This window comes from Amycolatopsis acidicola (genome assembly GCF_007713735.2).
Taxonomy (GTDB): domain Bacteria; phylum Actinomycetota; class Actinomycetes; order Mycobacteriales; family Pseudonocardiaceae; genus Amycolatopsis_E; species Amycolatopsis_E acidicola.
This window is the reverse complement of record NZ_VMNW02000081.1, coordinates 1-25337: the sequence shown is the minus strand read 5'-3', so window position 1 is coordinate 25337 and position 25337 is coordinate 1. Positions and strand designations below refer to the sequence as shown.

Sequence of the window (25337 nt, the reverse complement as noted above, 5' to 3'; positions counted from 1 at the left end):
TGAACCGGCAACACGTGCGGACCTTCTCCTCTGGCTCACGCCGCCGGTGACGGAGTGTGCTCGCCAGCGGGGAAGCGAAGACCGACCGGGAGGGACCCCCATGAATTCTCCGACGACGGAAGCGCTGCGGGACCGGATCAGCGGCACGGTGATCACCCGTGCCGACGCCGAGTACGACGAAGCACGCAAGGTGTACAACGCGATGATCGACCGCAGGCCGCTCGTCGTGGTGCGGGCTTCGGGTACCGACGACGTGCGCGCCACCGTGAACTTCGCCAGGGACAACGGACTCGACCTCGCCGTGCGCGGTGGCGCGCACAGTGTGCCGGGGTTCGGCACCTGCGACGGCGGTGTGGTGCTCGACCTGTCCTCGCTGCGCGCGGTGGACGTGGACCCGAAGCAGCGCAGGGCACGGGCACAGGGCGGGGCGACGTGGGGCGACTTCAACGACGCGACCCACGAACACGGCCTCGCGACGCCCGGCGGCATCATTTCCACCACCGGCGTCGGCGGGCTGACGCTCGGCGGTGGCATCGGTTACCTCAACCGCGCGTACGGGCTTTCCTGTGACAATCTCGTTTCCGCGCAGGTGGTCACGGCCGATGGCGAACTCGTCACGGCGAGCGAACAAGAACACCCCGACCTGTTCTGGGCGTTGCGCGGTGGCGGCGGGAACTTCGGCGTGGTGGTGTCGTTCGAGTTCGCGCTGCACCCGGTGAAGGAGATCTACGGCGGCCCGATGTTCTTCGAGCTCGACGTGGCCGAGGACCTCCTCCGGTTCTTCCGCGAGTTCATCGTGGACGCCCCCGAACAGCTCGGCGGGTTCCCCGGATTCCAGATCGCGCCGCCGTTGCCGTTCATCCCCGAGGAACGCCACGGGGATCCGCTCGCCTTGTTCGTGGCCTGCTGGGCAGGCCCGGTCGAGGACGGCGAATCCGTGCTGAAGCCCTTGCGCGATCTGGCGCCCACCGTGGCCGAGCTCGTCGGCCCGATGCCTTATCCCGCCTTGAACAGTGCCTTCGACGCGCTGCTCCCGCCGGGGTTGCAGCACTATTGGAAGGCGAACTTCGTCAAGGAACTGAGCGGGGACGCGATCGCGGCGCATGTCGAGAACGGGCCGAAGGTGCCCGCGCTCCAGTCGACGATGCACATCTACCCGGTCAACGGGGCGTGCCATCGCGTGCCGGCGCAGGACACCGCCTTCGCTTACCGGGACGCGAACTTCGCCACGAACATCGTCGGCGTGTGGCCGGACCCGGCCGACGACGAACGCGGCAAGAAGTGGGTGCGCGACTACTACGCCGACGTCGCCCCGTACTCGGAGGAAGGCGGGTACGTCAACTTCATGGCCGCGGACGACGAGGACCGCGTGCGCGCGAACTACGGGGGCAACTACGACCGGCTGGTCTCGGTGAAACGGGCCTACGACCCGCACAACCTGTTCCACCTCAACCAGAACATCGTGCCCTGACGAGCCAAGTACGGGAGTCGAAGAGCACACCGTCTTCCGTGGCGTGACCGGCGAGGGTGTTGCGTAACCGTGCGAGCGCACCCCGCCGGTCTTCACTTGCGGCCAATGCTTCGCGCGGGTCCTGCAGGCCCAGTACGAAGCCTTCGGCGGTTTCGGGATCCGGGCCGTAGTAGACCGGCTCCCGGATGTCGGTGAACCGCACGTCGTGAAACCCGGCCGTGACGAGGATCTCCTCGACGCGGCCGGGGTCCGCGAAGGAGAAGGCCGGGCCCGGCGGGGGAAGTTCCTTAGCGGGCGCAAGCGCTTCGAGGGGCGCGAGGGCCCACTCGTTGTGTTCGCGGTGTTGCCAGACGAGAATCGCCAGCCGCCCGCCAGGGCGCAGGGCGCGCGCGAGATTGCGGAAAGCGGCGACCGGATCGGCGAAGAACATCACCCCGAACCGGCTGATCACCACGTCGAACCCGGCTTCGGGAAACGGGTGGACCTGCGCGTCCGCCCGCAGATAGCGCACGTTCGGAAGGTCGGCGCTCTGCTGCCGCGCGTGCTCCAGCATCACCTCGGACAGGTCGGCACCGAGCACACTCGCCGCGAACCGGGCGGCCTCGCGAGTGGAAACGCCGGTGCCGCAGCCCACATCGAGCACCGCGTCGCCCGCGGCGATCGGCACCAGTTCGCGGAAGCGCTGGTCGTGCCGCCGTGTTTCGGCCTCGAAAACCTGTGCGTAGCGGACCCGGTGCGCACCGGAGTTCTCGTTCCACAGCATTTTTTCACGGTATCCGCATACGCCCGGTGCTTTGCTTCGATCTTGTGAGCGCGTCTCGTTCGGCGAAGATCACGGGCCGCACCGTGATCGCGCTGGTGTCCCTGCTGGTGTTCGGCGGCACTCTGGTGGCCTGGACCCAGGTCAGCAGACTGAACGGGCTCGCCACCGCGGACGTGATCGACTCCGGCGCGGCGGCCGGCCCGGCGCAGGAGCAGAACATCCTCCTGGTCGGCCTCGACACCCGAACCGACGCGCAGGGCAACGAACTCCCGCAGGACATCCTCGACCGCCTGCACGCCGGGGAAGCGAGCGATGGCGGCGACAACACGGACACGATGATCGTGATCCACATCCCGGCAGGCGGGAAGAACGCGGTCGCGTTTTCCATTCCGCGCGATTCCTATGTCCAGCTCGCCGGCGGCTATGGCAAGCACAAAATCAACTCCGCCTACACCTACGCGCAGGTGGCGACGTCGAACAAGCTGCGCGCGCAGGGAGTGGGCGGCGCGGAGCTGAACGTGCAGGCGGCGCAGGCCGGGGCGAAAAACGCGATCCAGACGGTGCAGCAGTTCACCGGGCTGACCATCAACCACTTCGCGTCGGTGAACCTCGTCGGGTTCTACGACATCAGCGAAGCGATCGGCGGGGTGCCGGTGTGCCTGAACGCCCCGGTGCACGATTCGTTCTCCGGCGCGGACTTCCCGGCGGGGGAGCAGACCCTGTCCGGGGCGCAGGCGCTGGCTTTCGTCCGGCAGCGGCACGGGCTGCAGAACGGCGACCTCGACCGGATCCGGCGGCAGCAGGCGTTCATGGCGAGCATGGCGCACACCGTGTTGTCGGCGGGCACACTGACCGACCCCGGCAAGCTGAGCGGTCTCATCGACGCGGTCAAGAAGACGGTGGTGATCGACAAGACCTGGGACGTGTTCTCGTTCGCGCAGCAGCTGCAGAACCTCAGTGCCGGGAAGGTCCAGTTCCAGACCATCCCGGTGGGCGACCCGGCGTTGCAGACTTCCGACGGGGACGCGGTGGAGGTCGTTCCGTCGCAGGTCCAGTCCTTCGTACGCCAGGCGATCGGTGAGACGGCTCCGTCCACAGTGGCCCCTGCGACCACGACCACGGCCCCGTCGCAACAGAAATCCGGGGACGTGGTCGACGTCGAGAACGCCAGCCCTGTCACGGGTCTCGCCGGGCGGGTGGCGCAGGAGCTGACCGGACGCGGTTACACCACCGGCGAGGTGGGCACGGTGTCGTCGCGGCGGTCGACCGTTGTGGACTATCCGGCCGGCGAGCGCGCGGCGGCCGAAAGCCTCGCGGCGGTGCTCGGCTCCGGAGTGGACACTGTTCAGGATTCCGCCCTGCGCTCCGGGCATTTCCGGGTCTACCTCGGCACGAGCTACGACGGCCCGGGCGCCACCGCGAGCTCTTCGGCATCGGCGACGTCGTCCGCTCCCGCCACGCCCGTGATCAGTGCGGGCGGCCAGAACTGTGTGAACTAGCGTCCGACAGTGGGGCGTGATCCCGGCCACGCCCCACTCTCACGGAAAAACCCTAGAGCCGTTCCTGCAGAGCCTCCGCCGCGGCGAGCAGGTCCGCGGCCCACCGCGCGCCCGGCTTCCGCCCGATCCGCTCCACCGGGCCGGAAACCGACACCGCCGCGATGACCGTGCCGGAGGAATCCCGCACCGGCGCGGAAACGCTGGCTACGCCCGGCTCGCGTTCGGCCACACTCTGCGCCCAGCCGCGCCGCCGCACCTCCAGCAGGGTGCGTTCCCCGAACACCGCGTCTGCCAGAATCGCCCGTTGCGTGTGCGGATCCGCCCACGCGGCAAGGACCTTCGCCCCCGAACCGGCCGTCATCGGCAGCCGGGAACCGATCGGCACGGTGTCGCGCAGCCCGCTCGTGGGCTCGGAAGTCGAGACGCAGACACGCTGCACCCCGTCACGCCGGTACAGCTGGACGCTTTCCCCGGTGATGTCCCGCAGCTTCGGCAGGATCGAGCCCGCCGCGTCCAGCAGGGGGTCCGTCGTCCCGCCCGCCAGCTCGGAAAGCGCGGTGCCGGGCCGCCAGCGGCCGTCCGGGCCGCGGCGCAGCAGCCGGTGCACCTCGAGACCCACCGCGAGCCGGTGCGCGGTCGCACGAGGCAGCCCCGTGCGGGTGCAGAGTTCCGCGAGCCCGCAAGGATCTTCGGCGACGGCTTGGAGAACGGCGACGGCCTTGTCGAGAACACCGATACCGCTGTGCTGGTTTGAAGGGCTATGCTGTCCCACGACGCGATACTAGCTTCCCGAAGTATGGGAAGTCCACAATCTGGGAAACATCGGACTCGAGGTGCGGTAGCGGCCGCGCTCGCGTCGGCTCCGTGATCGGGTTCCTTTGCTCCCAACCAACCTCTTGGGAGGAGCGCAGATGACCGCGACACGGCCCCGCACACTGGCCGAGAAGGTCTGGGCGGCGCACACGGTGCGCCGAGGCGAAGGCGCGGAGCCCGACCTGCTCTACATCGACCTGCACCTGGTGCACGAAGTCACCAGCCCGCAGGCGTTCGACGGGCTGCGCCTGGCGGGACGTCCCGTCCGGCGGCCGGATCTCACCATCGCCACCGAAGACCACAACGTGCCCACCGTCGACATCGAGCTGCCGATCGCCGACCCGGTGTCCCGCACCCAGGTCGACACCCTTCGCCGCAACTGCAAGGAGTTCGGCATCCGGCTGCACCCGATGGGCGACGCCGAACAGGGCATCGTGCACGTGATCGGCCCGCAGCTCGGGCTGACCCAGCCGGGGATGACCGTCGTCTGCGGCGACAGCCACACCTCCACGCACGGCGCGTTCGGCGCGATGGCGTTCGGCATCGGCACCTCCGAGGTGGAGCACGTGCTGGCCACGCAGACGCTTCCGCTGCGGCCCTTCAAGACGATGGCGATCAACGTCGAGGGCACGCTGCGCCCCGGCGTGACGGCGAAGGACATCATCCTCGCGGTGATCGCGAAAATCGGTACCGGCGGCGGCCAGGGCTATGTGCTGGAGTACCGCGGCAGCGCGATCCGCGCGCTGTCGATGGAGGCGCGGATGACCGTCGCCAACATGTCCATCGAAGCGGGCGCCCGCGCCGGGATGATCGCCCCGGACGAGACGACCTTCGCCTACCTCAAGGATCGTCCGCACGCGCCGAAGGGTGCGGACTGGGACGCCGCGGTCGAGAACTGGAAGTCACTCGCCACCGACGAAGGCGCCGAGTTCGACGCCGAGGTGACCATCGACGCCGACGAGCTGACCCCGTTCGTCACGTGGGGCACCAACCCGGGCCAGGGTCTTCCGCTGAGCGCCTCGGTGCCGGACCCGGAGCAGATCGCGGACGAGAACGCCCGCTTCGCCGCTGAGAAGGCCCTGTCCTATATGGACCTGAAGCCGGGCACGCCGCTGCGTGAGATCTCCGTGGACACCGTCTTCCTCGGCTCCTGCACGAACGGCCGGATCGAGGACCTGCGGGCCGCGGCGGGCGTGCTGGAGGGCCGCAAGGTCGCGGAGTCGGTGCGGATGCTCGTGGTGCCCGGATCGATGCGCGTCCGCAAGCTGGCCGAGACCGAAGGGCTGGACCGGATCTTCCTCGACGCCGGCGCGGAATGGCGGCAGGCGGGCTGTTCGATGTGCCTCGGCATGAACCCCGATCAACTGGCCCCCGGCGAGCGCAGCGCTTCCACCTCCAACCGCAACTTCGAGGGCAGGCAGGGCAAGGGCGGGCGGACGCACCTGGTCTCGCCGCTCGTCGCCGCCGCTACGGCCGTGCGCGGCACGCTGTCCTCCCCGGAGGACCTGCTTGCAGGGTCCGACCATTAACACCGCAGACCTGTTCCCAGCGACTTAAGGAAGCTACCCACCATGGAGCCGTTCAAGACCCACACCGGCATCGGCGTGCCGCTGCGCCGGTCCAACGTGGACACTGACCAGATCATCCCCGCCGTCTACCTCAAGCGGGTCAGCCGCACCGGTTTCGAGGACGGGCTGTTCGCGGCCTGGCGCGGCGACGAGACCTTCATCCTGAATCAGGAACCCTTCAACGCGGGCACCGTGCTCGTTGCGGGACCGGACTTCGGCACCGGCTCCTCGCGCGAACACGCTGTCTGGGCATTGATGGACTACGGGTTCCGGGTCGTCATCTCCGCCCGCTTCGCCGACATCTTCCGCGGCAACTCCGGCAAGCAGGGTCTGGTTGCCGCCCAGTGCGAACAGTCGGACGTCGAACAGCTGTGGAAGATCCTGGAAAACGAGCCGGGCACGGAGGTCACCGTCGACCTCGAGGAGAAGACCGTGCGGGCCAAGGACTTCGTGGCGCCCTTCACGATCGACGACTACACCCGCTGGCGGCTGCTGGAGGGACTGGATGACATCGCTCTCACCCTTCGACACGCCGACGAGATCGGCGACTTCGAGTCGAACCGTCCCAACTGGAAGCCGGTGACCACCTCCCCGGCGCCCTGAAAAGCAGAGATTCCCTGCTCAGCAAGGGAATAGCGGACTAGCGCGAGCACGCCGGACGGCGCGCGGAAGAGCCCGAAAGGGTCGCTCGGAGGGCGGAAACCATGCCCCGGGCGGGAAAAAATTCCGCGCGCCGTTTGGAATTTCCGGGCAGTTGGTAATACCGTGTGCGCAAGTCGGCCGATGTGGCCGTGTGACAAGTAGTTCTTCATGGAGGACTGGAATGGCCAACAAGGCCCAGCTGATCGAGGCGCTCTCCGAGCGTTTGGGCGACAAGAAGGTTGCGTCGGAAGCGGTCGACGGTCTCGTCGACATCATCATCCGTACGGTGAACAAGGGCGAGAAGGTGAACATCACCGGCTTCGGTGTGTTCGAGAAGCGCGCCCGCGCCGCCCGTACCGCGCGCAACCCGCGCACCGGTGAGACCGTGCGCGTGAAGAAGACGAACGTTCCCGCGTTCCGCGCCGGGACCACGTTCAAGGACGTCATCAGCGGCGCCAAGAAGCTGCCGAAGGCCACCGCGGTGAAGCGTGCGACCGCTTCCTCGTCGCGTGCGACCACCACGCGCGCCACCACGACGCGGGCCACCGCTTCGCGTGCGACCGGCACCCGGACCACCACGCGTCCGACCGCCACCCGCAGCACCACGCGCGCCACCACCACCCGCACCCGTGCGGCGGCCGCCACCAAGGCTGCGCCGAAGACCGCGGCGAAGACCACGGCGGCCAAGGCCACGGCGAAGAAGGCCACCACCAAGGCCGCGCCGAAGGCTGCCGCCAAGGCCGCACCGAAGGCGGCGGCGAAGAAGACCTCCGCCGCCCGGAAGAAGAAGTAACTCCGTTCGTTCACTCGAACGGCTCTTCTCGGCAGGGCCCCCGCGAATCCTCGCGGGGGCCCTGCCGCGTTCGCGGGGTTCCTTGCCGCTGCTGTGGATCTCCTGTGCGTCCGGGGCGGAAAGCCCGCTACTTGGCCGAAGGCGCCGGATGCGGCAGCGCGGTGGGGTAGTAGTCGGCCGCGGCGAGGCGCGGTCCTCCGTTGTCGTTGCCGCCCGAGAAGGACAGCACCCACAACGAACCCTTCTTGCTCGGCGCCAGCCCGCCCTTGCCCGCGGGCAGCGCGAGACCGGACCGTTCCGCGAGCGTGCCCACCACGTCCGGGATCACGCCGCCCTGGCTGGAAACGAGGGAGACCCCGCCGGCGGAGACGAGCGCGAGCAGCCGGGCGAGCCCGCGCGGGGGATCGGCCCAGTAACCCTCCTCGGACAGCAGGGGTTCGTGCGTCACGTCCGTGCCGAGGTTTTCCGCCAGCTCACGCACCGTCTGCACGCAGCGCAGCCGCGGCGCGGAGAACACCTTGTCCACTCCGAACAGCGGCGCCAGCTTCGCGACGGCGGTCGCCTGCTGGAACCCAGCGGGCGAAAGCGGGCGCAGATCGTCGTCTCCCGTCCATTCCTCGCGTTTGCCCGCCTTGGCATGGCGGACGAGCAGCAGGGTGCTCAGCGGCACCGGCAGGGCGGTGAAAGCGCGCAGCACGTCGACATCCGCCGCGTAGCTCAGGACTTCCGGGGCCTCGTCCGTGGTCAGCCAGCGCAGCCGGTCGACCTCTTCGTTGGGGCGGAATTCGCCGGGGCGCGCGGCCGCGGCGAAGTAGTCGACCACCTTCCGCCCCGCCGCCACCGGATACTCCACGGTGTGCAGATGCCTGCCGAGCACGGCGGGGAAACCGGTCTCCTCCAGCACCTCGCGCACCGCCGTGCCGGGGATGGTCTCCCCGGCGTCGTGCTTCCCCTTGGGCAGGGACCAGTCGTCGTAGCGGGGCCGGTGCGCGACCGCGACCTCCACCCCGCGCGGGCCTTCGCGCCAGAGCACCGCGCCTGCCGCGCGGATCGGGTCCGCGCTCACCCGGTCGCCCCGTGCATCTTGACGAGTTCGACCTGGTGGTCGCGCACCTTCGAATCATCCGCGGGCGACGGGGTCCATTCGCCGGTGGTGGTGAGCACCCAGCACCGGGTCTCCGGATCGAGCGCCGAATCGAGGACGTAATCGAGCTGCCCGGTCAATTTCGGGTCCTTGACGCAGACCAATGCCTCGATTCGCCGGTCGAGATTCCGGTGCATCATGTCGGCACTGCCGATCCAATGGGAACCGCCGGCCCGGAAATGGAAGATCCGGGAATGCTCCAGGAACCGGCCGAGAATCGAACGGACCGAGATGTTCTCGCTCAAACCCGGCACCCCGGGCTTGAGCGCGCAGATACCCCGGACCACCACCTGCACTCCCACACCCTGCTGCGATGCGCGGTAGAGCGCGTCGATGACCTGTTCGTCCACCAGTGAGTTGCACTTGATCCGGATGCCTGCTTCCTTGCCGGCGTGCTTGTGCTCGATCTCCTCGGCGATCATCCGCAGGATCCCGCGCCGGATCCCGTTGGGGGAGGTGAGGATGTTGCGGTAGGTCTCCTGCCGCGAGTAGCCGGTGAGCACGTTGAACAGGTCCGTCACGTCCGCGCCGATCGCCGGGTCCGCCGTCAGCAGGCCGAGGTCTTCGTACAGCCGCGCGGTCTTCGGGTTGTAGTTGCCCGTGCCGAGATGGCAGTAGCGGCGGATCGTGGCGCCCTCCTGCCGCACCACCATCGCGATCTTGCAGTGCGTCTTGAGTCCGACGAGCCCGTAGACCACGTGCACGCCGGCACGTTCGAGCGTGCGGGCCCAGGTGATGTTGGCCTCTTCGTCGAAGCGGGCCTTGATTTCCACGAGTGCCACGACCTGTTTGCCGGCCTCGGCCGCGTCGATGAGCGCGTTCACGATCGGCGAGTCACCGGAGGTGCGGTACAGCGTCTGCTTGATCGCCAGCACCTTGTCGTCGTTCGCGGCCTGCTCGATGAAACGTTGCACGCTCGTGGAGAACGAGTCGTACGGGTGGTGCACGAGGACGTCGGTCTCGCGCAGGGTGGAGAAAACGCTCTTGGGCGTCTCGCGTTCACCGAAGGCCGGATGCGTCGCCGGCACGAACGGCCGGTCCTTGAGCTCCTTGCGGTCCAGCCCGGAAAGCTGGAACAGGCAGGTGAGATCGAGCAGTCCCGGCACCTCGACCACGTCGTGCGGGTCGACTTCCAGTTCGCGCAGCAACAGATCGAGCATGTGCTCGCTCATGTCCTGCGCGACCTCGAGCCGCACCGGCGGGCCGAACCGCCGCTGCGCCAGCTCGCGTTCCAATGCCTGCAACAGATCCTCGTCGCGGTCCTCCTCCACCTCGAAGTCCGCGTTGCGGGTGACGCGGAAGACGTGGTGCTCGGTCACCTCCATGCCGGTGAACAGCTCGCCGAGGTGCGCGGCGATCAGCTCCTCCAGCGGCAGGAAGGTGGCGGTGCGGGATTCCCGTTGCTGCTCCACGCGAATCAGCCGCGGCACGTTGTTCGGCACCTTCACGCGCGCGAAGCGTTCCGTGCCGCCTTCGGGGTCCCGCACCGTGACGGCGAGGTTCAGCGACAGCCCGGAGATGTACGGGAACGGGTGCGCGGGGTCGACGGCGAGCGGCGTGAGCACCGGGAAGATCTGCTCGCTGAAGTAGTTCGACAGCCGCAGCTGGTCGGCCGCGTCCAGGTCCGCCCAGCCGACGAGGTGGATGTCGTGCTCGGCGAGCTCGGGCCGCAGGTGCTCCTCGAACGCCAGCGTGTGCCGCTCCACCAGATCCTGGTTGCGCTTGGCGATGTACGCCAGCTGCTCGCGCGGGGTGAGCCCGTCCGCGCTGCGCACCGGCAACCCGGTCTCGTCGCGGCGCTTCAGCCCCGCGACCCGGACCATGTAGAACTCGTCCAAATTGGACGCGAAGATGGCGAGGAACTTCGCCCGCTCCAGCAGCGGCTGGGACGAGTCCTCGGCGAGCGCCAGCACGCGGGCGTTGAAGTCCTGCCAGGACAGCTCGCGGTTGAAGTAGCGGTCGTCGGGCAGCGCTTCCGGGGACGGCACCGGCACCGGGGTGGTCACCGCCGGCGGTGCCGAGGGCACGGCACGGAACTGCTGCGGGGGCCTGGCGTCGCCACCGGTGTCCTCGGTCTGGACGGTCTGGTCCGGGATGCTCGTCTCGTCGCTGCTCACGAGGACATTGTTCCTTACTTGGGGTGCGCTTGCCGATACTCCGATCGCCGCCGTGACGATCGAGGAGGTGGCGCGCAGGACGGTCCGGAGAAGTTGGCCCAGCGGACGCCCGATGTTCACGCCACGCGCCCCTGCACGAGCAGCTCCGCGGTGCGCGCGCCGAGCCCGATCCGCCGCGCGTGCGCGAGATCCGCGGGGCTGTCCACGTCGCGGCGCAGGCTCGGCGCGGCCAGCTCGAGTGCCCGCGCGCCCGTTTCGCGGTGCGCCCGCGCCGAACCCGGGCCGAACTTCGGCTCCAGCGCTTCGCCGGGAGCGGATAACAACAGTGTGGTTCCGGTGCCTTCCCAGTCCGCGACGAACGCGCGCCGCCCCGCCGCTTCGGCGATCGCGGCGGCCAGTTCGTCCGCGCGCAGCGCGGGAAGATCCGCTTGCAGCGCACCGATCACCGCGTCCGGATCGTCCGCCCGCAACCGTTTTTCGCCCTGGCGCAAGGCGGCGTTGAGCCCGTGCGCGCCTTGCTCGGCGACGATTTCCACGCCGGGACGGCGCAGCCGCATCACCGCGTCCACGTCGCTCGCGACGATCAGGATCCGGTCCGCCACCTCGCCCGCGGCGGCGAGCGTGTCCTCGGCGAGCGCCAGGACGAGTCCGGGATGCGCGGCGTCGGCGACGGCTCCGCGCAGCCTCGACTTCCCGGCGCGCGGGGGCTTCATCGGGACGACCAGGGCTACGGGTGCGGGCACGCCACCATCTTCCCTGATCGGGCCCCCTAGGATCAGCGGGAGGCAACGGAGACCACAACTGGAGGAGCCTTGGCCGGTCGAGAGAAGGGCGGATTCTGGGTCGGATTCGCCGCCGCCCTGTTCTACCCCGTCAGCTGGATCGGCAAGCGCGTGTACACCGGCGGCGAAAACGTCCCGCGCGAAGGCGCCGCGCTGCTGGTGATGAACCACGTTTCGCACATGGACCCGGCGGTGGACGCCGTGTTCGTGCACCGCCAGAAGCGGGTCCCGCGCTTCCTCGCGAAGGACAGCGTGGCCAAGGCGCCGATCTTCGGGAAGATCTTCCTGGGCTCGGGCGGGATCCCGGTGTACCGGGGTTCGGCGAGCGCGGGCGACAGCCTGCGCGCGGCGCACCAGGCGCTGGCGGAGGGCAAGGTCGTCGTGATCTACCCCGAAGGCACCATCACGAAGGATCCCGAAGGCTGGCCGAAGCGCGCGTACACCGGCGCCGCCCGGCTCGCGATCGGCAACGACGTCCCCGTCATCCCGGTCGCCCGCTGGGGCACCAACGAAATCCTGGACTTCTACCACAAGAAACTGCGCCTGTTCCCGCGCAAGACGATCACGCACGCGGTCGGCGAACCACTGGATCTCTCGGAGTTCCGCGGCAAGGAACCCACCGCGCCGGTGCTGCGCGAGGTGACCGACGTGATGATGGGCCGGATCACCGAACTGCTGGCGGAGGTGCGCGGCGAGACCCCGCCGGCGAAGAAACCGGTGGCGGACGGCGAATGATGGCACCGCAGCACATCACCGTGCTCGGCGCGGGCTCGTGGGGCACCGCGTTCGCGAAGGTGCTCGCGGACGCCGGCCGCGACGTGACGATCTGGGCCCGCCGTCCCGAGATCGCCGCCGAGATCTCCGGCGCGCACACGAATTCCGGTTACCTGCCGGGGATCGCGCTGCCCGCGGGGCTCAAGGCCACGGCGGACGCGGAGGAGGCGCTCGCTCACGCGCAGGCGGTGGTGCTGGCGGTGCCCAGCCAGAGTCTGCGCGCGAATCTCACCGGCTGGCGCGAACTGCTGCCGCCCGACGCGACGCTGGTGAGCCTCGCCAAGGGTGTGGAACTGGGCACGCTCAAGCGGATGAGCGAGGTGATCGCCGAGATCACCGGGGCGTCCGAGAGCCGCATCCTCGTCGTCACCGGGCCGAACCTGGCGCGCGAGATCGCGCAGGAACAGCCTGCCGCCGCGGTGTTCGCGTGTGTGGACCACGAGCGCGCGGTGGCTTTCCAGCAGGCGAGTTCAGCACCGTATTTCCGGCCGTACACCAACACCGATGTGGTCGGCGCGGAGCTGGGCGGGGCGTGCAAGAACGTCATCGCGCTCTCGTGCGGCATGGCGGCCGGGCTCGGCTACGGGGCGAACACGCTCGCCACGTTGATCACCCGCGGGCTCGCGGAAACGGCCCGCCTCGGCACGAAACTCGGCGCGGACCCGCTCACCTTCGCCGGGCTGGCCGGAGTGGGCGACCTGGTCGCGACGTGTTCTTCGCCGCTTTCCCGCAACCGCACCTTCGGCGAACGCCTCGGCCACGGCGAGACGCTGGAGGAGGCGCAGCGCGCCGCGGGCGGTCAGGTCGCGGAGGGCGTGATGTCGTGCTCGTCGATCCGGGAGCTGGCCCAGACCAAGGGCGTCGACATGCCGCTGGCCGACGCGATGCACCGCGTCTGCCACGAAGGCGCGGACCCGCGCAGGGTCGGCGCCGAACTGCTCGGCCGTGAGCGCAAACACGAGTGGTCCTGACCCGCCCGTGTTGGCCGCTCGCGCCGGCGTGTTTGCCCCTCCCGTCGGTGAGTTGGCCGCTCGCGTCGGTGGGTTGGCTGGTGGCGTTGGTGGGTTGGCGATGCACCTCGCCTCGGTCGGTTGGCCGCTCGCGCCGGTGAGTTGGCCGCTCGCGTCGGTGAGTTGGCCGCTCGCGTCGGTGGGTTGGCCGCTCGCGTCCGTGAGTTGGCCGGTGGTGTTGGTGTGGTGGCCGATCGCACGCCGATCGCCTCCGGAAGGCGGGCTCCGCGGGCGTGACGTTGCGCCCAGTTGGTGGGATCGAGTTGACGGAGCCGGTCCGCGCTGGTTCGCTGGGCGCCATGTTCACGCGTGGCATGCCGGAACGGCGGGGCGAGATTCGCCTCCGTCGCGTTGCCAGCGCGCTGTGTCCTTGTTGTCGGTGATCCACCCCAGCCGGCCCTTTTCCGTTCTTCTTTCCCAAGGACGCCTGTATCCATGTTCGCCGTTCCGGACAACACCGTCGCCCTGACCGAAAAGCCCCTGCTGCGCCACCCCGTGCGCGTCGCGCTGGAGTACGCCGCCGAGCGTGAGCGCTGGCGCCACCTCCTCCGCTACGACCCCGACGAGCGCTTCTCGGCCCTCGTCACCGAAACAGCCGAAGAAGAGGTGTGGCTGATGGGCTGGCTCCCCGGCCAGCACACCGATCTGCACGACCACGCCCAGTCCACCGGCGCCTTCACGGTCGTCACCGGCGCCCTGTCGGAGACGGTGGCGCGCCGCGCTCCCGGCGGCCGCGCGGTCACCGAGCTGCACGCGCTTTCGGCCGGGCAGTCCCGCGTTTTCGGCCCCGGCTACGTGCACCAGGTGCGCAACGAGGGACCGGACCCGGCCGTCAGCATCCACGTCTACCGCTCGGGTGGCCGCGCGATGCGCGCCTACCACCTCGACCCGGTCACCGGGCCGGTTCGCGATTGACGTGCGCCGGGATCGGCGCGCCGTCGGGCACGTAGTCGGCTGAGACCGGCGCGCCGAAAATGGTCTGGACCGGTACCACGCCGGCCCAGATGTGGTCGCTGGCAACGTCTTCCGGCTCTTCGGACGGCCCGCCGTCACGCAGTTTCACCGACGCCTCGCCGAGGTCGAGCGCGAGCACGCTGACGGACGCGAACTCCTTCGCGTTGACAGCGCGCGCGTGCTCCCACGAGCCCGGCGCGAGGTGCTCGGTGACCACGTGCAGGCCGTGCATCTTCTCGTCGGGATCCTGGACGTCCCGGGCGCGGCCGTGCACGACGGCGCTGCGGTAGTTCATCGAGTGGTTGTTCAGCGAGCGCGCGTAGACGATCCCGTCGAGCAGGGTCACCGTGACGCAGACGTCCGCGCCGGTCGCGGCCGCGCGGAGGTTGCCCGATCCGGTGGAGCCGTGCAGGTACAACGTGTCCCCGTCGCGTCCGTAGCCGGTGGGCAGGACGACGGGCGAACCGTTGAGCACGAGCCCGAGGTGGCAGATCATTCCCTGGTCGAGTACTTCATGGAGGTGTGCCCGGTCCGTCGCCGCCCGGTGCTTCTTACGGGTCAACGTGGTGCGCGGGGTCGGGGAGAGGGTCGTCATGAGGACAGCATGCGGCCTATAGTGGACCCGTAGAATAGCCACTTTTGTCGTTGATCAGAAGGCCACTTTGACTCACTCCGGCACCGCGCTGCCCGTCACGCTCGACAGGGAGTCCTCCGTCCCGCTCGCCGTGCAGCTGGCGGACGCGCTACGTCAGGCCGCTTCCACCGGGCATCTGCGAGGCGGCGACAGGCTGCCCTCCACGCGCGCGCTCGCCGAACGCCTCGGCGTGAGCCGCACAGTGACGGCCGCGGCGTACGAACAGTTGCACGCCGAGGGCTGGATCGCCGGGCGGCACGGCTCCGGTACCTATGTCACCACATCACCGCCGGTCGACCGGCCGGTCCACCGCACGATCCCCGGCGAAGAGGCCGAACCGGAGAGCGTTCTCGATCTCACCCCTGGCACCCCGTGGGCGGCAGGGGTGGACAAGGCGGCCTGGCGGCGGGCCTGGCGCGCGGCGGCGGACGCGGCGCCGTTGGTCCGCGCGCACCGCGCGGGATTGCCGGAGTACCGCGCCGCGATCGCCGAACATCTGTTGCGCCACCGGGGTTTGGCCGTGGGCACCGACTCCGTGCTGGCCACCGGCGGCACGACGGCCGCCGTCGTCGAGCTGGCCGGTTCGGTGCTTTCGGCCGGGGACGTGGTGGCGGTGGAGGAGCCCGGGTATCAGCGTGCGGTGCAGGCGCTGACCGCGGGCGGGATGCGCGTGGTCGGTGTCCCGGTGGACGAAGAAGGCCTGCGCCCGGACGCGATTCCGGCCGGGGCGCGGGTGGTCTACTGCTCGCCGGCGCACCAGTATCCGATGGGCAGCCGGATGAGCGCGGCCCGCCGCGTCGAGCTGATCGAACGCGCCCGCGCGGAGAACATGGTCGTCGTCGAGGACGATTACGACGGCGAACTCCGGTTCGACGTTGCCCCGTTGCCCCTGCTCGCCGCGCTCGCGCCCGACGTCGTCGTGCACCTCGGCACCACGAGCAAAATCCTCACCCCGACTCTCGGCGCGGGCTGGATGGTCGCCCCGCCCGCCGTCAGTTCCGCCTTGCTGGCCTATCGCGAACGCACCGGAACGCGCGCGTCACCGGCGGGGCAGCGGGTGCTGATCGAACTCGCGCGCCACGGCGATCTCGGCCGTCACCTGCGAAAACTCCGCCGTGAACTGTCCGAGCGGCGGGCTTTGCTGGTCGCGGCGCTGCGCGCCGGTGACGTTCCGGTGATCGGTGACGAAGCGGGCGCGCACCTGGTGGTCCCGTTCGATTCCGCCGCCGGGGAAAGGGAATGCCTCGCCGCGGCGGCGACGCGCTCGATCCTGCTGGACGGGCTGGCGCGGCATTTCGCGGGCGAGCCCAGCGCTTTCGGCGTGGCGATCGGCTACGCCGGCTGCTCGCGAGAAGCGCTGCGCGAGTCCCTCGACGCGCTCGTCGGCCTGCTTCGCGAATACTGCGCCGGGCATCCGGTGGCAAGCGCCCGGTAGGGTGACCGGCCATGAGCGCACGCAAGACGCGGGTGGCCGTGGTGTTCGGCGGCCGCAGCACCGAGCACACCATTTCCTGCGTCTCGGCCGGCAGCGTGCTGGCCAATCTCGACCCGGAGCGGTTCGAGATCGTGCCCATCGGCATCACCCGCGAAGGCGGCTGGGTGCTCGGCCCGTCCGACCCGGCGCGGCTGGCCATCCAGGGCCGCGAGCTGCCTTCGGTGGAGCAGAACGGCAAGGCGCTCGTGCTCGCCGGCGACCCGACCCGGCGCGAGCTGGTCGGCATCGAACCCGGCACCGAGGCGCTCGGCGGGGTCGACGTCGTCTTCCCGTTGCTGCACGGCGCGTTCGGCGAGGACGGCACCATCCAAGGGCTGCTGGAGCTCGCCGGGATCCCGTACGTCGGCGCCGGGGTGCTCGCCAGCGCCGGGGCGATGGACAAGGAGTACGCGAAGAAACTCCTTGCCGCGGAAGGGCTTCCGGTCGGCACGTACGTGTCCCTGCGGCGCAACCAGTCCACTTTGGATGAAGCGGACCGGGAACGGCTCGGGCTGCCCGTGTTCGTCAAGCCCGCCCGCGCCGGCTCCTCGATCGGCATCAGCAAAGTCACCTCCTGGGACCAGCTCGACGACGCGATCGCGCTGGCCCGCCAGACCGATCCGAAGGTGCTCGTCGAAGCGGCCGTCGTCGGCCGCGAGGTCGAATGCGGCGTGCTGGAGTTCCCCGACGGCCGCGTCGAGGCGTCCCTGCCCGCGGAGGTCCGCGTGGTCTCCGAGGACGAAGGCGCCTGGTACGACTTCGAAGCGAAGTACCTCGGCAACGACGCGGAACTGGACATCCCCGCCAAACTCGACGACGCGATCACCGAGAAACTGCGCGCCGCCGCGGTGCGCGCCTTCGAGGCGCTGGACTGCCAGGGCCTGGCGAGGGTGGACTTCTTCGTCGGCGCGGACGGCGAGCTGACCATCAACGAGGTCAACACGATGCCCGGGTTCACCACGACCTCGGCCTACCCGAAGATGTGGGCCGTGACCGGGGTCGACTACAGCACCCTGTTGTCCACCCTCATCGACACCGCGATCGCCCGCGGCACCGGCCTGCGCTGAGTCGTCGGCGCCGCGGTTCGAGCGCTAGAAGCGGAGTGGCACGGCGGGCAGCTTGCCCGAAACCGTGTCGGAGATCTCCTGCAGCGGCCCGGTGCCCGCGCTGTCCGGCACCGTCAACCCCAGGTACACGTTGCGGTCGACCACGTACCAGGTCGACGAGCCTGCACCCTCCACCGGCAGCCACTGCACGCCGGAAACCACGCGCAGCTGCGCGGTCGGCGTCAGCTCCGGCGGCTTCTCCAGGCCGCACCGCAGCACGATCGCGTCAGGGGCGCCCCACGCGACAGTGGCTTCGGGCGCCGGATCGGCCAGCTCGCGGCGGGTGAGCTTCGCGCCGTTGGACACGAGCTCGGCAGGCAGCGCGGGAATGAGGTTCGCGCAGTCCTCGGAACCGGCTTGCGGCGCGGGCACGGACACCAGCGCGAGCGGGCCGTTGTCCGGCTGATCCTGATTGGACCCCGCGCGGATGCCCAGCACGGCGACGACGGCGGCGAGCGCGACCGCCAGCACGGCCGCGATGATGATCAAGCGCCGGGACGGGGCCCCGGTCGTATCGGCTTCGGGCACGTTTTCAGAGGTGTACCACCGGGCAGGTCAGGGTTCGCGTGATCCCCTCCACGCCCTGCACCTTGGCGACGACGAGCTGGCCGAGCTGGTCCACGGTTTCGGCCTCCGCGCGGACGATCACGTCGTAGGGGCCCGTCACGTCCTCCGAGCTGGTGACCCCGGGAATGCCGGCGATCTCCCCGGCGACCGCGGCGGCCTTACCGACCTCGGTCTGGATGAGGATGTATGCGTGAACCACGGCGCGCCCCTTCGTCTTCGTCGTAGAACTCAAGGTAGGAACGTGGGAAGAACCTACCCCACCTGGGAACAATAGGTGATCCGACTGTCAGACGGACGAGGGACGGAGGCGGCGAGTGTCGTCACAGAACGTGCCGGAACCCGGCACGGTCGCCGAACTGGGTGAGTTCGGCCTGATCCGTGCGGTGACGGAGAACCGAAGACAACCCGGCAGCACCCTGCTCGGCCCCGGCGACGACGCGGCGGTGACCGCGACCTCCGACGGGCGGGTCGTGACGAGCACCGACGTGCTGGTGCAGGGCGTGCACTTCCGCCTCGACTGGTCCACTCCGGACCAGGTCGGCCGCAAGGCGATCGCGGTGAACCTGGCCGACATCGCCGCGATGGGCGCGGTCCCGACGTCGGTGCTGGTCGGTCTCGCGTGCCCGCCGGACACCCCGGCGAAGGTGATCACCGGCCTGGCCGACGGGATGTGGGCCGAGGCCGAGAGCGCCGGTGCCGGCGTGGTGGGTGGGGACATGGTGCAGGCCGACCAGATCGTGGTCAGCATCACCGCGCTGGGTGATCTGCGCGGCCGCGAGCCGGTGACCAGGGCCGGCGCCCGGCCCGGCGACATTCTCGCGATCTGCGGCAGGCTCGGCTGGGCGGCGGCCGGTCTCGCCGTGCTGCACCGCGGCTTCCGGTCCCCGGTCACGGTGGTCAACGCGCAGCGCTATCCGGAACCGCCGTACGCCGCGGGCCCGGCCGCGGCGGAAGCCGGGGCCACGGCGATGATCGACGTGTCGGACGGCCTGCTCGCCGACCTCGGGCACCTCGCGGAGGCTTCGAACGTCGGGCTCGACCTCAGCCGCGAAGCACTGGAGTTGCCCAAACGCCTCGTCGAAGTCGGCACCGCGTTGGGCGCGGACCCGTGGCGCTGGGTGCTCACCGGCGGCGAGGACCACGCGCTGGCCGCGACGTTCCCGTCGTTCGCCGACCTGCCGGAGGGCTGGCGCCAGATCGGCGTGGTGAACATGCCGGATTCCGGAGTCACCCTCGACGGTGAGACCTATCACGAAGAATCCGGTTGGGAACACTGGCGCTAGGCGAATAACGTGCGAATGTGGATTTGCGCGTGACGCCTTTCGATCACCCCGATTCGGTCGAGCTGATCGAGGCCGTCCAGCAGGAGTACGTCGTCCGGTACGGCGAACCCGACGGGACGAGGACCGATCCGGAGCAGTTCGCGCCGCCGCGTGGCCTTTTCCTGATCGGGTACGAGGGCGGGGTCCCGGTCGCCAGCGGTGGCTGGCGCACGCACGAGGAACCGCCGGAAGGACTGCGCCCCGGCGACGCGGAGCTGAAGCGCATGTACGTCGTGGATGCCATGCGCGGCAAGGGTTTCGCGCGTGCGGTGCTGGCGGAGTTGGAGCGCACGGCGAGCGCGGCGGGGCACCGGCGGGTGGTGCTCGAGACGGGTTTGGCGCAGCCGGAAGCGATAGCGCTGTACCGGTCTTCCAGCTATACCGACATCCCGAAGTTCGGCCTGTACCGGCACGACGAGCTGAGTGTCTGCCTGGCCAAGGACCTCATCGCGGAGTGAGCCGCAGCATCACGGCGCCGCGCGCGGGCACCTGTGCGCGCAGCGTTCCGTCGCTGGTGCCGGTGTTCGCGTGCTGCCACAGGTCGCGGACGGCCCAGTGCCCCGGCACGTCCGCGGAAACCGTGGCGGGGGAGTCGCCCCGGTTGAGCAGCACGACCGCGTAACCGCCGCCGGACAACGGTTTCCCCCACACGTCGGTGCTGCCGTCGACGGCGAGGCGTTTCCCTTGTGCCCCGGCGAAATCCTGGTCGACGGCGATCACTTCACGGTTCAGCAGCGTGCCGAGGTCCTGGTCCGTCGGCGCGGTCCCGGTGAACAGCGGCGCGTTCAGGATCGACCACATGCTGAAATGCGCCCGTGCCTCGGATTCGGTGAGGCTGCCGTTGCCGATCTGCAGCATGTCGGGGTCGTTCCAGCCGCCGGGGCTGCCGGTGGTCACGTCCGCCTGCTGCTCGATGGTCGCGGAAACCGAGGACCAGTCGGCGGAAAGATCGTTGGTGGTGCGCCACATGTTCGCCACCGGCCGCGCCCACTCCCACGGTTTCTGGGCGCCGTACTCGGAGATCGCGTACAGGATGGGCCTGCCGGTGCGCTGCAGCTCGTCGCGCATCTTCTCGAACGCCGTCTTTTCGTCGAGGCCGTCGTAGGTGTCGGCGTAGCACCAGTCGTACTTGAGGTAGTCCACGCCCCAGCTCGCGAAGGTCTCGGCGTCCTGGCGTTCGTGCCCGAGCGAACCGATTCCCTTGGCGGGGTAACCGGAGTTGTACATCGCGCAGGTGCCGGTGCCGGGCACGGCGTAGATCCCGAAGAGGAGCCCGCGCGCATGCACGTAGTCCGCGAGCGCGGCCATGCCGTGCGGGAACCTGTCCGGGTTGGGTCGCAGCGCGCCGTCGGCGCCGCGGGTCAGCGCCTGCCAGCAGTCGTCCACGACGACGTACCGGTATCCGGCGTCACGCATCCCGGTGCGCACCAGGTTGTCCGCCGCGTCGCGCACCACCTGCTCGTTCAGGCCGGCGCAACCGACCTGGTTCCAGCTGTTCCAGCCCATCGGTGGCGTCGCGGCCAGTCCGTTGCGCAACTCACCGCCCGGTTCCGATGGCCAGATCATCGCGGCCGCGAGCGTCACGACGGCGAGGACTATCCGGCCGAGCATGGCCGTGATCCAATCAGTCCGGGGATGGGTTCCGGTTAAGGGGCCCCGGGACGAACACAGATTGGAGCACCCGTTGGCGATCTACGCGCTCGGTGACCGCGAACCCAGCATTCACCCGCAGGCCTACGTGCACCCGGACGCCACGGTGATCGGGGACGTGCGGATCGGCGCGCACGCGTCGGTGTGGCCGCAGACGGTGTTGCGGGGTGACCACGGTTACATCGAGCTCGGCGAGCGGTCGAACATCCAGGACGGTTGTGTCGTGCACTGCACGGAACAGGACCCGACGATCCTCGGCCCCGGTTCGGCGATCGGTCACGCGGTGCACGTCGAGGGCGCGAAGATCGGCACGGGCTGCCTGCTCGCGTCGGGTTCGGTGGTGCTGAACGGAACCGTGCTCGAAGACGGCGCGATGGTCGGCGCCGGCGCGGTGCTGTCCTATCGTTCGCACGTGCCGAGCGGGCACATCGCGCTCGGCGTCCCGGCGAAGACCCGGCCGAACACCTCCTTCGGCCCGGAGCAGATCGCCGGTGTCGTGGAGTCCTATGTCGAGCGGGCGCGCGTGTTCCGCGAGCAGTTGCGGCGCCTGGACTGAGGGTTCAGCAGAGGCCGGGGTTTTCGGCGCTCAGCAGCGAGACGGCTCTGTCCGCGATGTCCGGGAAATCGTCCGGGATCTGGGGATAGGCCTCCGTCGTCCGCATGTCCAGGGTCACTACGGCGTTCCCGCACAGCAGCCTTGCCGTCGCGTGCCTGTCGTAGGTGAGCCAGTAGCCGGGATGTGGTGCCGTCAGCTCGGCTATCCGGCCGTGTTGGGCGTCGAAGGAGCGGTAGTCCTCGAGCTGGTCCTCGGCGCCCTGGTGCGCCGAACGATTCCACGTTCGCGCCGCGACGTCATAGATCGTCTGTACCCATCCGTCGGGAGTCCCCAGTATCGATGCCGCCAGCGTGCGCTGGCAGGTGCTGGTGGTCAGCGAATTCGAAGGGACCGCCACGGAGCTCGGGGCCGCACCGAAAATGTCGAGGTCACGGTAAGAAGGGACCGCGGCCTCGATGTTTTCGTCGCTCAGCGCCTGGCACGCGTCCGGCGGCCCGTCCGCGATCACGCCCTCCCAGACCCACGGCCTGTCCGTGGTCACCAGCAGCACGCCCGCCAAGACGATCACTACGGCCGCCCGCGCCGCCGACGGCGCCCAACGCCTGTCGACCACGACCGTCGGCGAGCCACGCAGGACGCTGTGTTCCCGGATCTTCTCCAGCGCGGCGGCCCACGAATCCCGGTTGCCCACCCAGGAACGGCTCGGCGCGGGCAGGGGCAGCCATGGCCATTGTGGACGGTCACCGCGCCGCACCGTCAGGCTCTTGCCGAACAGCCCCGACCGCGCCTCCACGGCGAGGATCGCCGGCCAGGGCACGGTCGCCGAACGGAACGGAGACACGCGCACGCCGCGATCCTCCAGGTACGTGCGCCCGGTGAGCGCCAGCACGATGCGCAGGATCGCTGCCAGTACAAGCAAAATCCCCACCACGGCGGCCGACCACAGCGCGCCCTGCCGGAAACCGGCCAGGCCCGCCCAGATGATCACGCCGCCGAGGACCGCGACGGGAACCGCGGTGGCGAGCATCCGGCGATCCGGCCGCAGCGTGACCGCGGGCGTGGGCGGTGAGGTGCGAGACCTGCGCGCCGACGTGCCGGGTCTCCTTGCCGCGACGAGGAAATCGCCCTGCCCGCCGATCAGGTACCAGCACGGCGTCTGGCCGGGGTTGACCTCGCGGACCGTGTCGAAAACGTAGTAGTACAGCTCGTCCAGCGTGATCCGCTGGTCGAGGTTGTCGTCGGCTTCTCCGGTGTCGAGGCCGTGGATCAGCGCCTCGGTGAAGGTGGAGGTGGCCTCGTCGCGCTCGTCTTCGCGCAGGGTCGTGCCTTCGAAGGCGTACTCGATCGCCGTGGTCGCGGTGATGATCGCGAGGCCCCGGCCGGAGAAGCTTTCCCGGACGTGCACGGTTTCCCCGGCCTTCGCGAGCATCCCGCGGCCGAACGCGCCGCTGTAACAGCAGTCCAGGATCAGCAGGATCCGCCGCGAGCGGCAGGCTCGCAGCCACCTGTTCAGCTCGGTCGCGGGGATGGCGGTGTGATCGAGATCGTCGAGGCTGGAATCGGTGCCGGTGAGGAAGAGGTCCCCGGCCACGTCTTTCACGCCGTGCCCGGAAAAGTAGATCACCAGCGCGTCCTCGGGAGCGCGGCCCGACAGGAACTCGCGCAGGGAATCGGTGAGCTTCCCGGCTGTTTCGTCGACGTGCGTGGTCACTTCGTACGCGCCCACCTCGGGATCGCCCAGCACCGCGCCGAGCCGTTCGACGTCCTGAGCCGGGGCGTGCAGCTGGCGCAACGACTGATCGGTGTAGCTGCTGGTGCCGATCAGGAACGCGGCCCGCGTCATTCGCTGCCCCGCGAATGGTGCTCGATGAAGAACTTCAGCGCGTCGTCCTTCTGTGCCGCGGAAGCGCCCGTGAACTCCAGCCGGTTCCCGTCGATTTCGATCACCACCTTCCGCGACGCCTCGACGTCGGCCCAGCGGCGCACCACTTCGAGCACTGCCGTGAGCACTTTCCGCGAAACGGCGACGGTGACCCCGAGCGCGCCGATCACCGCGCTGACGCCCTTGCTGCCGTCGGGCGCGGCTTGCCCCGGCACCGTGCTGAGCGTGGCCCCGGGTAGCTCCCGCAGCAGGTGGCCCAGCTCCGCGGCCCGTTCGTCGCGCTCCTCGTCGTCCCAGTCCGGGGCCCCTACCGTGATCATCATCGAAACGGCCGGCATGACGAAGTGATCTCCTCCCAGTGGCTTGCGCTACGACGTTACCGTTCTCGCACGCTCCGTCGCGGAAAGTCGCGGAAGAAAGCGCGGGGCCTCGTGGAACGCGGGGGGCGGAGGGCTAGGCTCGCGGGCCGTGACCGGAAAACCGTTGCAGGAAGTCGTGGAAGCCGGGTGGGCCGAGGCACTGGCGCCGGTCGCCGACCGGATCACGGCGATGGGGGAGTTCCTTCGCGCCGAAATCGCCGCGGGCCGGCGCTACCTGCCCTCCGGGGACAACGTGTTGCGCGCGTTCAAGCAGCCCTTCGCCGACGTCCGTGTGCTCATCGTGGGGCAGGACCCGTACCCGACGCCGGGGCACCCGATCGGCCTGTGCTTCGCGGTCGCGCCCGACGTGCGGCCGCTGCCGAAGAGCCTGCAGAACATCTATCGCGAGTATTGCGACGATCTCGGCCACCCGATGCCTTCGAACGGCGATCTCACGCCGTGGACCGAGCAGGGTGTGCTGCTGCTGAACAGGTCCCTCACCGTCCGGCCGGGTTCGCCGAACTCGCACAAGGGCAAGGGCTGGGAAGAGGTGACCGAGCAGGCGATCCGCGCACTCGCCGCGCGGGGCGGGCCGCTGGTGGCGATCCTGTGGGGTAGCAATGCCCGCAGCCTGAAACCGCTGCTCGGCGGACTGCCGTCGATCGAGTCGGTGCACCCGAGTCCGATGTCCGCGCACAACGGTTTCTTCGGCTCGCGCCCGTTCACCAGGGCCAATCAGCTGCTGGCCACGCAGGGATGCCCGCCGATCGACTGGAAGTTGCCCTGATTCCCGGGGTTGGGTCCGGGGTTTGAGCCCGCGGCTGCGGCGAGGGTTGACGGTCCGACCGGAGCCGAGTTCGAGGCGCGCCAAGGCCGAAACCGAGCCGACGCTGATTTGGGGCTGGGCCGGGTGCCGGGCTGCGCCTGCGGCCGGACTGAGCCTGCTGTCGAGCCTTTGCCTGATCCGGAAAACCGGGACCGATGCCGCGCCCGAGCCTGGCCCGGCGGTCTGCGGGCGGGGCTTGCGTCTGAGTTCGGGTCAGGCTGTGCCGCGTGCGTGCGGCTTGGTCGGGCAGTCTGCGGGCGAGACTTGCGCTTGAGTTCGGGCTAGCCCGCGCCCGTGCCCGCTTGGTCCGGCAGTCTGCAGGCGGGGCTTGCGCTTGAGTTCGGGCCAGCCTGTGCCGTGCCCGTGCGAGCTTGGTCGGGCAGTCTGCGGGCGAGACTTGTGCCTGAGTTCGGGCCAGCCTGCGCCGCACCCGTGCGAGCCTGGTTCCCCCACTTCGCGCCTTTATCCAGGGCCCGCGCTCGTCCGACCCTGATCCAGGAGCCCAGCCCGCGCCTGGTTCTCAGAGCCCGAGCCTGGCCCATCAGCCCGAGCCTTGCCCGGCAGCCGAGGGCCGCGGCCACACCAGCGCCCGCGCCTGGTCCGGCAATCCACCGCCGTGCCCGTGCAAGAT

At 69.7% G+C, this 25337-nt stretch carries 25 protein-coding genes; 14 read left to right on the top strand and 11 right to left on the bottom strand.

Annotated elements, in window-relative coordinates; all coding sequences use genetic code 11:
- Positions 1 to 100: 100 nt before the first annotated feature.
- A complete protein-coding gene (locus FPZ12_RS35700) occupies positions 101 to 1471 on the top strand; it encodes an FAD-binding oxidoreductase (RefSeq protein ID WP_144751411.1) in 1371 nt (456 codons plus the stop codon).
- On the opposite strand, the gene FPZ12_RS35695 is transcribed toward FPZ12_RS35700, so the two are convergent.
- Positions 1449 to 2234 (bottom strand): class I SAM-dependent methyltransferase, encoded by a 786-nt coding sequence (locus FPZ12_RS35695; protein WP_144751408.1) that lies wholly within the window; start codon positions 2232 to 2234, stop codon positions 1449 to 1451. The genes FPZ12_RS35700 and FPZ12_RS35695 overlap by 23 nt on opposite strands.
- Before the next feature lie 44 nt (positions 2235 to 2278).
- Here FPZ12_RS35695 and FPZ12_RS35690 point away from each other — a divergent pair, with 44 nt between their 5' ends.
- Positions 2279 to 3733, top strand: a complete 1455-nt coding sequence (locus FPZ12_RS35690) for an LCP family protein (protein ID WP_144751405.1) — start codon at positions 2279 to 2281, stop codon at positions 3731 to 3733.
- Between the two features lie 52 nt (positions 3734 to 3785).
- Here the strand turns inward: FPZ12_RS35690 and FPZ12_RS35685 are convergent, their stop codons facing one another.
- The gene (locus FPZ12_RS35685; protein WP_144751402.1) at positions 3786 to 4505 is read right to left on the bottom strand and encodes an IclR family transcriptional regulator; all 720 of its coding nucleotides are present in this window, start codon (positions 4503 to 4505) and stop codon (positions 3786 to 3788) included.
- Positions 4506 to 4644: 139 nt separating this feature from the next.
- Between FPZ12_RS35685 and leuC the strand changes: the two genes are divergently transcribed.
- The 3 genes from leuC (at position 4645) to FPZ12_RS35670 (ending at position 7549) form a co-directional block, all read left to right on the top strand.
- Positions 4645 to 6075 carry a 3-isopropylmalate dehydratase large subunit gene (leuC, locus tag FPZ12_RS35680; protein ID WP_144751399.1) on the top strand — a complete coding sequence of 477 codons (1431 nt, stop codon included), beginning with the start codon at positions 4645 to 4647 and terminating at the stop codon, positions 6073 to 6075.
- A 42-nt stretch (positions 6076 to 6117) separates the two neighbouring features.
- Complete coding sequence (leuD, locus tag FPZ12_RS35675) at positions 6118 to 6717, top strand: 3-isopropylmalate dehydratase small subunit (RefSeq protein WP_144751396.1); 600 nt, start codon at positions 6118 to 6120, stop codon at positions 6715 to 6717.
- A gap of 220 nt (positions 6718 to 6937) precedes the next feature.
- Positions 6938 to 7549 carry an HU family DNA-binding protein gene (locus FPZ12_RS35670; protein ID WP_144751393.1) on the top strand — a complete coding sequence of 204 codons (612 nt, stop codon included), beginning with the start codon at positions 6938 to 6940 and terminating at the stop codon, positions 7547 to 7549.
- Between the two features lie 127 nt (positions 7550 to 7676).
- Here FPZ12_RS35670 and FPZ12_RS35665 read toward each other — a convergent pair whose 3' ends face one another.
- From FPZ12_RS35665 to cofC, 3 genes are all read right to left on the bottom strand, one after another.
- Positions 7677 to 8615, bottom strand: coding sequence for an NUDIX hydrolase (locus FPZ12_RS35665; protein WP_243770204.1), 939 nt, complete (start codon positions 8613 to 8615; stop codon positions 7677 to 7679).
- Positions 8612 to 10810, bottom strand: coding sequence for an RNA degradosome polyphosphate kinase (locus tag FPZ12_RS35660; RefSeq protein ID WP_144751390.1), 2199 nt, complete (start codon positions 10808 to 10810; stop codon positions 8612 to 8614). Before FPZ12_RS35660 ends, FPZ12_RS35665 begins: the two co-directional genes overlap by 4 nt.
- A 116-nt stretch (positions 10811 to 10926) precedes the next feature.
- On the bottom strand, positions 10927 to 11523 hold the full coding sequence (cofC, locus tag FPZ12_RS35655; RefSeq protein WP_144751466.1) for a 2-phospho-L-lactate guanylyltransferase: 597 nt from the start codon (positions 11521 to 11523) through the stop codon (positions 10927 to 10929).
- Between the two features lie 99 nt (positions 11524 to 11622).
- On the opposite strand from cofC, the gene FPZ12_RS35650 reads away from it, so the two are divergent.
- From FPZ12_RS35650 to FPZ12_RS35640, 3 genes are all read left to right on the top strand, one after another.
- A complete protein-coding gene (locus FPZ12_RS35650) occupies positions 11623 to 12327 on the top strand; it encodes a lysophospholipid acyltransferase family protein (RefSeq protein WP_144751388.1) in 705 nt (234 codons plus the stop codon).
- Positions 12327 to 13337: an NAD(P)H-dependent glycerol-3-phosphate dehydrogenase gene (locus tag FPZ12_RS35645; RefSeq protein WP_144751463.1), complete on the top strand. Its 1011-nt coding sequence runs from the start codon at positions 12327 to 12329 to the stop codon at positions 13335 to 13337. The genes FPZ12_RS35650 and FPZ12_RS35645 overlap by 1 nt, the downstream gene beginning before the upstream one ends.
- A 474-nt stretch (positions 13338 to 13811) precedes the next feature.
- A complete protein-coding gene (locus FPZ12_RS35640) occupies positions 13812 to 14291 on the top strand; it encodes a cysteine dioxygenase (protein ID WP_144751385.1) in 480 nt (159 codons plus the stop codon).
- On the opposite strand, the gene FPZ12_RS35635 is transcribed toward FPZ12_RS35640, so the two are convergent.
- Positions 14269 to 14925, bottom strand: coding sequence for a pyridoxamine 5'-phosphate oxidase family protein (locus FPZ12_RS35635; protein ID WP_144751382.1), 657 nt, complete (start codon positions 14923 to 14925; stop codon positions 14269 to 14271). The two genes, FPZ12_RS35640 and FPZ12_RS35635, sit on opposite strands and share 23 nt — an antisense overlap.
- 67 nt (positions 14926 to 14992) lie before the next feature.
- Between FPZ12_RS35635 and pdxR the strand changes: the two genes are divergently transcribed.
- Both pdxR and FPZ12_RS35625 read left to right on the top strand, forming a co-directional pair.
- On the top strand, positions 14993 to 16399 hold the full coding sequence (gene pdxR, locus FPZ12_RS35630) for a MocR-like pyridoxine biosynthesis transcription factor PdxR (protein WP_144751379.1): 1407 nt from the start codon (positions 14993 to 14995) through the stop codon (positions 16397 to 16399).
- A gap of 11 nt (positions 16400 to 16410) precedes the next feature.
- Complete coding sequence (locus FPZ12_RS35625) at positions 16411 to 17505, top strand: D-alanine--D-alanine ligase family protein (protein ID WP_144751376.1); 1095 nt, start codon at positions 16411 to 16413, stop codon at positions 17503 to 17505.
- Positions 17506 to 17529: 24 nt separating this feature from the next.
- Here FPZ12_RS35625 and FPZ12_RS35620 read toward each other — a convergent pair whose 3' ends face one another.
- Together FPZ12_RS35620 and FPZ12_RS35615 are read right to left on the bottom strand one after the other, a co-directional pair.
- Positions 17530 to 18072: a DUF3515 domain-containing protein gene (locus tag FPZ12_RS35620; RefSeq protein WP_144751373.1), complete on the bottom strand. Its 543-nt coding sequence runs from the start codon at positions 18070 to 18072 to the stop codon at positions 17530 to 17532.
- A 4-nt stretch (positions 18073 to 18076) separates the two neighbouring features.
- Complete coding sequence (locus FPZ12_RS35615; protein ID WP_144751370.1) at positions 18077 to 18310, bottom strand: Lrp/AsnC family transcriptional regulator; 234 nt, start codon at positions 18308 to 18310, stop codon at positions 18077 to 18079.
- A gap of 115 nt (positions 18311 to 18425) precedes the next feature.
- Here FPZ12_RS35615 and FPZ12_RS35610 point away from each other — a divergent pair, with 115 nt between their 5' ends.
- Complete coding sequence (locus FPZ12_RS35610) at positions 18426 to 19394, top strand: thiamine-phosphate kinase (protein ID WP_243770203.1); 969 nt, start codon at positions 18426 to 18428, stop codon at positions 19392 to 19394.
- 17 nt (positions 19395 to 19411) lie between these two features.
- Positions 19412 to 19891, top strand: coding sequence for a GNAT family N-acetyltransferase (locus FPZ12_RS35605; RefSeq protein WP_144751368.1), 480 nt, complete (start codon positions 19412 to 19414; stop codon positions 19889 to 19891).
- Here the strand turns inward: FPZ12_RS35605 and FPZ12_RS35600 are convergent.
- Positions 19878 to 21044: a glycoside hydrolase family 27 protein gene (locus FPZ12_RS35600; protein ID WP_144751365.1), complete on the bottom strand. Its 1167-nt coding sequence runs from the start codon at positions 21042 to 21044 to the stop codon at positions 19878 to 19880. The genes FPZ12_RS35605 and FPZ12_RS35600 overlap by 14 nt on opposite strands.
- Before the next feature lie 73 nt (positions 21045 to 21117).
- On the opposite strand from FPZ12_RS35600, the gene FPZ12_RS35595 reads away from it, so the two are divergent.
- Positions 21118 to 21639 carry a gamma carbonic anhydrase family protein gene (locus FPZ12_RS35595; RefSeq protein ID WP_144751362.1) on the top strand — a complete coding sequence of 174 codons (522 nt, stop codon included), beginning with the start codon at positions 21118 to 21120 and terminating at the stop codon, positions 21637 to 21639.
- A gap of 4 nt (positions 21640 to 21643) precedes the next feature.
- On the opposite strand, the gene FPZ12_RS35590 is transcribed toward FPZ12_RS35595, so the two are convergent.
- Both FPZ12_RS35590 and FPZ12_RS35585 read right to left on the bottom strand, forming a co-directional pair.
- Positions 21644 to 23482, bottom strand: coding sequence for a caspase family protein (locus FPZ12_RS35590; RefSeq protein ID WP_144751359.1), 1839 nt, complete (start codon positions 23480 to 23482; stop codon positions 21644 to 21646).
- Entirely contained in the window at positions 23479 to 23859 is a 381-nt protein-coding gene (locus FPZ12_RS35585) for a hypothetical protein (RefSeq protein WP_144751356.1), read from the bottom strand. The genes FPZ12_RS35590 and FPZ12_RS35585 overlap by 4 nt, the downstream gene beginning before the upstream one ends.
- Before the next feature lie 130 nt (positions 23860 to 23989).
- Between FPZ12_RS35585 and FPZ12_RS35580 the strand changes: the two genes are divergently transcribed.
- Positions 23990 to 24667: a uracil-DNA glycosylase gene (locus FPZ12_RS35580; RefSeq protein ID WP_144751354.1), complete on the top strand. Its 678-nt coding sequence runs from the start codon at positions 23990 to 23992 to the stop codon at positions 24665 to 24667.
- Positions 24668 to 25337 lie beyond the last annotated feature (670 nt).

What these genes read in the sequence shown, in the direction of transcription:
- FPZ12_RS35700 (WP_144751411.1), top strand. Translation starts at nt 101, where the DNA reads ATGAATTCTCCGACGACGGAAGCGCTGCGGGACCGGATCAGCGGCACG.
- FPZ12_RS35695 (WP_144751408.1), bottom strand. Translation starts at nt 2,234, where the DNA reads ATGCTGTGGAACGAGAACTCCGGTGCGCACCGGGTCCGCTACGCACAG.
- leuC (WP_144751399.1), top strand. Translation starts at nt 4,645, where the DNA reads ATGACCGCGACACGGCCCCGCACACTGGCCGAGAAGGTCTGGGCGGCG.
- leuD (WP_144751396.1), top strand. Translation starts at nt 6,118, where the DNA reads ATGGAGCCGTTCAAGACCCACACCGGCATCGGCGTGCCGCTGCGCCGG.
- FPZ12_RS35670 (WP_144751393.1), top strand. Translation starts at nt 6,938, where the DNA reads ATGGCCAACAAGGCCCAGCTGATCGAGGCGCTCTCCGAGCGTTTGGGC.
- cofC (WP_144751466.1), bottom strand. Translation starts at nt 11,523, where the DNA reads ATGAAGCCCCCGCGCGCCGGGAAGTCGAGGCTGCGCGGAGCCGTCGCC.
- FPZ12_RS35645 (WP_144751463.1), top strand. Translation starts at nt 12,327, where the DNA reads ATGGCACCGCAGCACATCACCGTGCTCGGCGCGGGCTCGTGGGGCACC.
- FPZ12_RS35640 (WP_144751385.1), top strand. Translation starts at nt 13,812, where the DNA reads ATGTTCGCCGTTCCGGACAACACCGTCGCCCTGACCGAAAAGCCCCTG.
- FPZ12_RS35635 (WP_144751382.1), bottom strand. Translation starts at nt 14,925, where the DNA reads ATGACGACCCTCTCCCCGACCCCGCGCACCACGTTGACCCGTAAGAAG.
- FPZ12_RS35625 (WP_144751376.1), top strand. Translation starts at nt 16,411, where the DNA reads ATGAGCGCACGCAAGACGCGGGTGGCCGTGGTGTTCGGCGGCCGCAGC.
- FPZ12_RS35600 (WP_144751365.1), bottom strand. Translation starts at nt 21,044, where the DNA reads ATGCTCGGCCGGATAGTCCTCGCCGTCGTGACGCTCGCGGCCGCGATG.
- FPZ12_RS35590 (WP_144751359.1), bottom strand. Translation starts at nt 23,482, where the DNA reads ATGACGCGGGCCGCGTTCCTGATCGGCACCAGCAGCTACACCGATCAG.
- FPZ12_RS35585 (WP_144751356.1), bottom strand. Translation starts at nt 23,859, where the DNA reads ATGCCGGCCGTTTCGATGATGATCACGGTAGGGGCCCCGGACTGGGAC.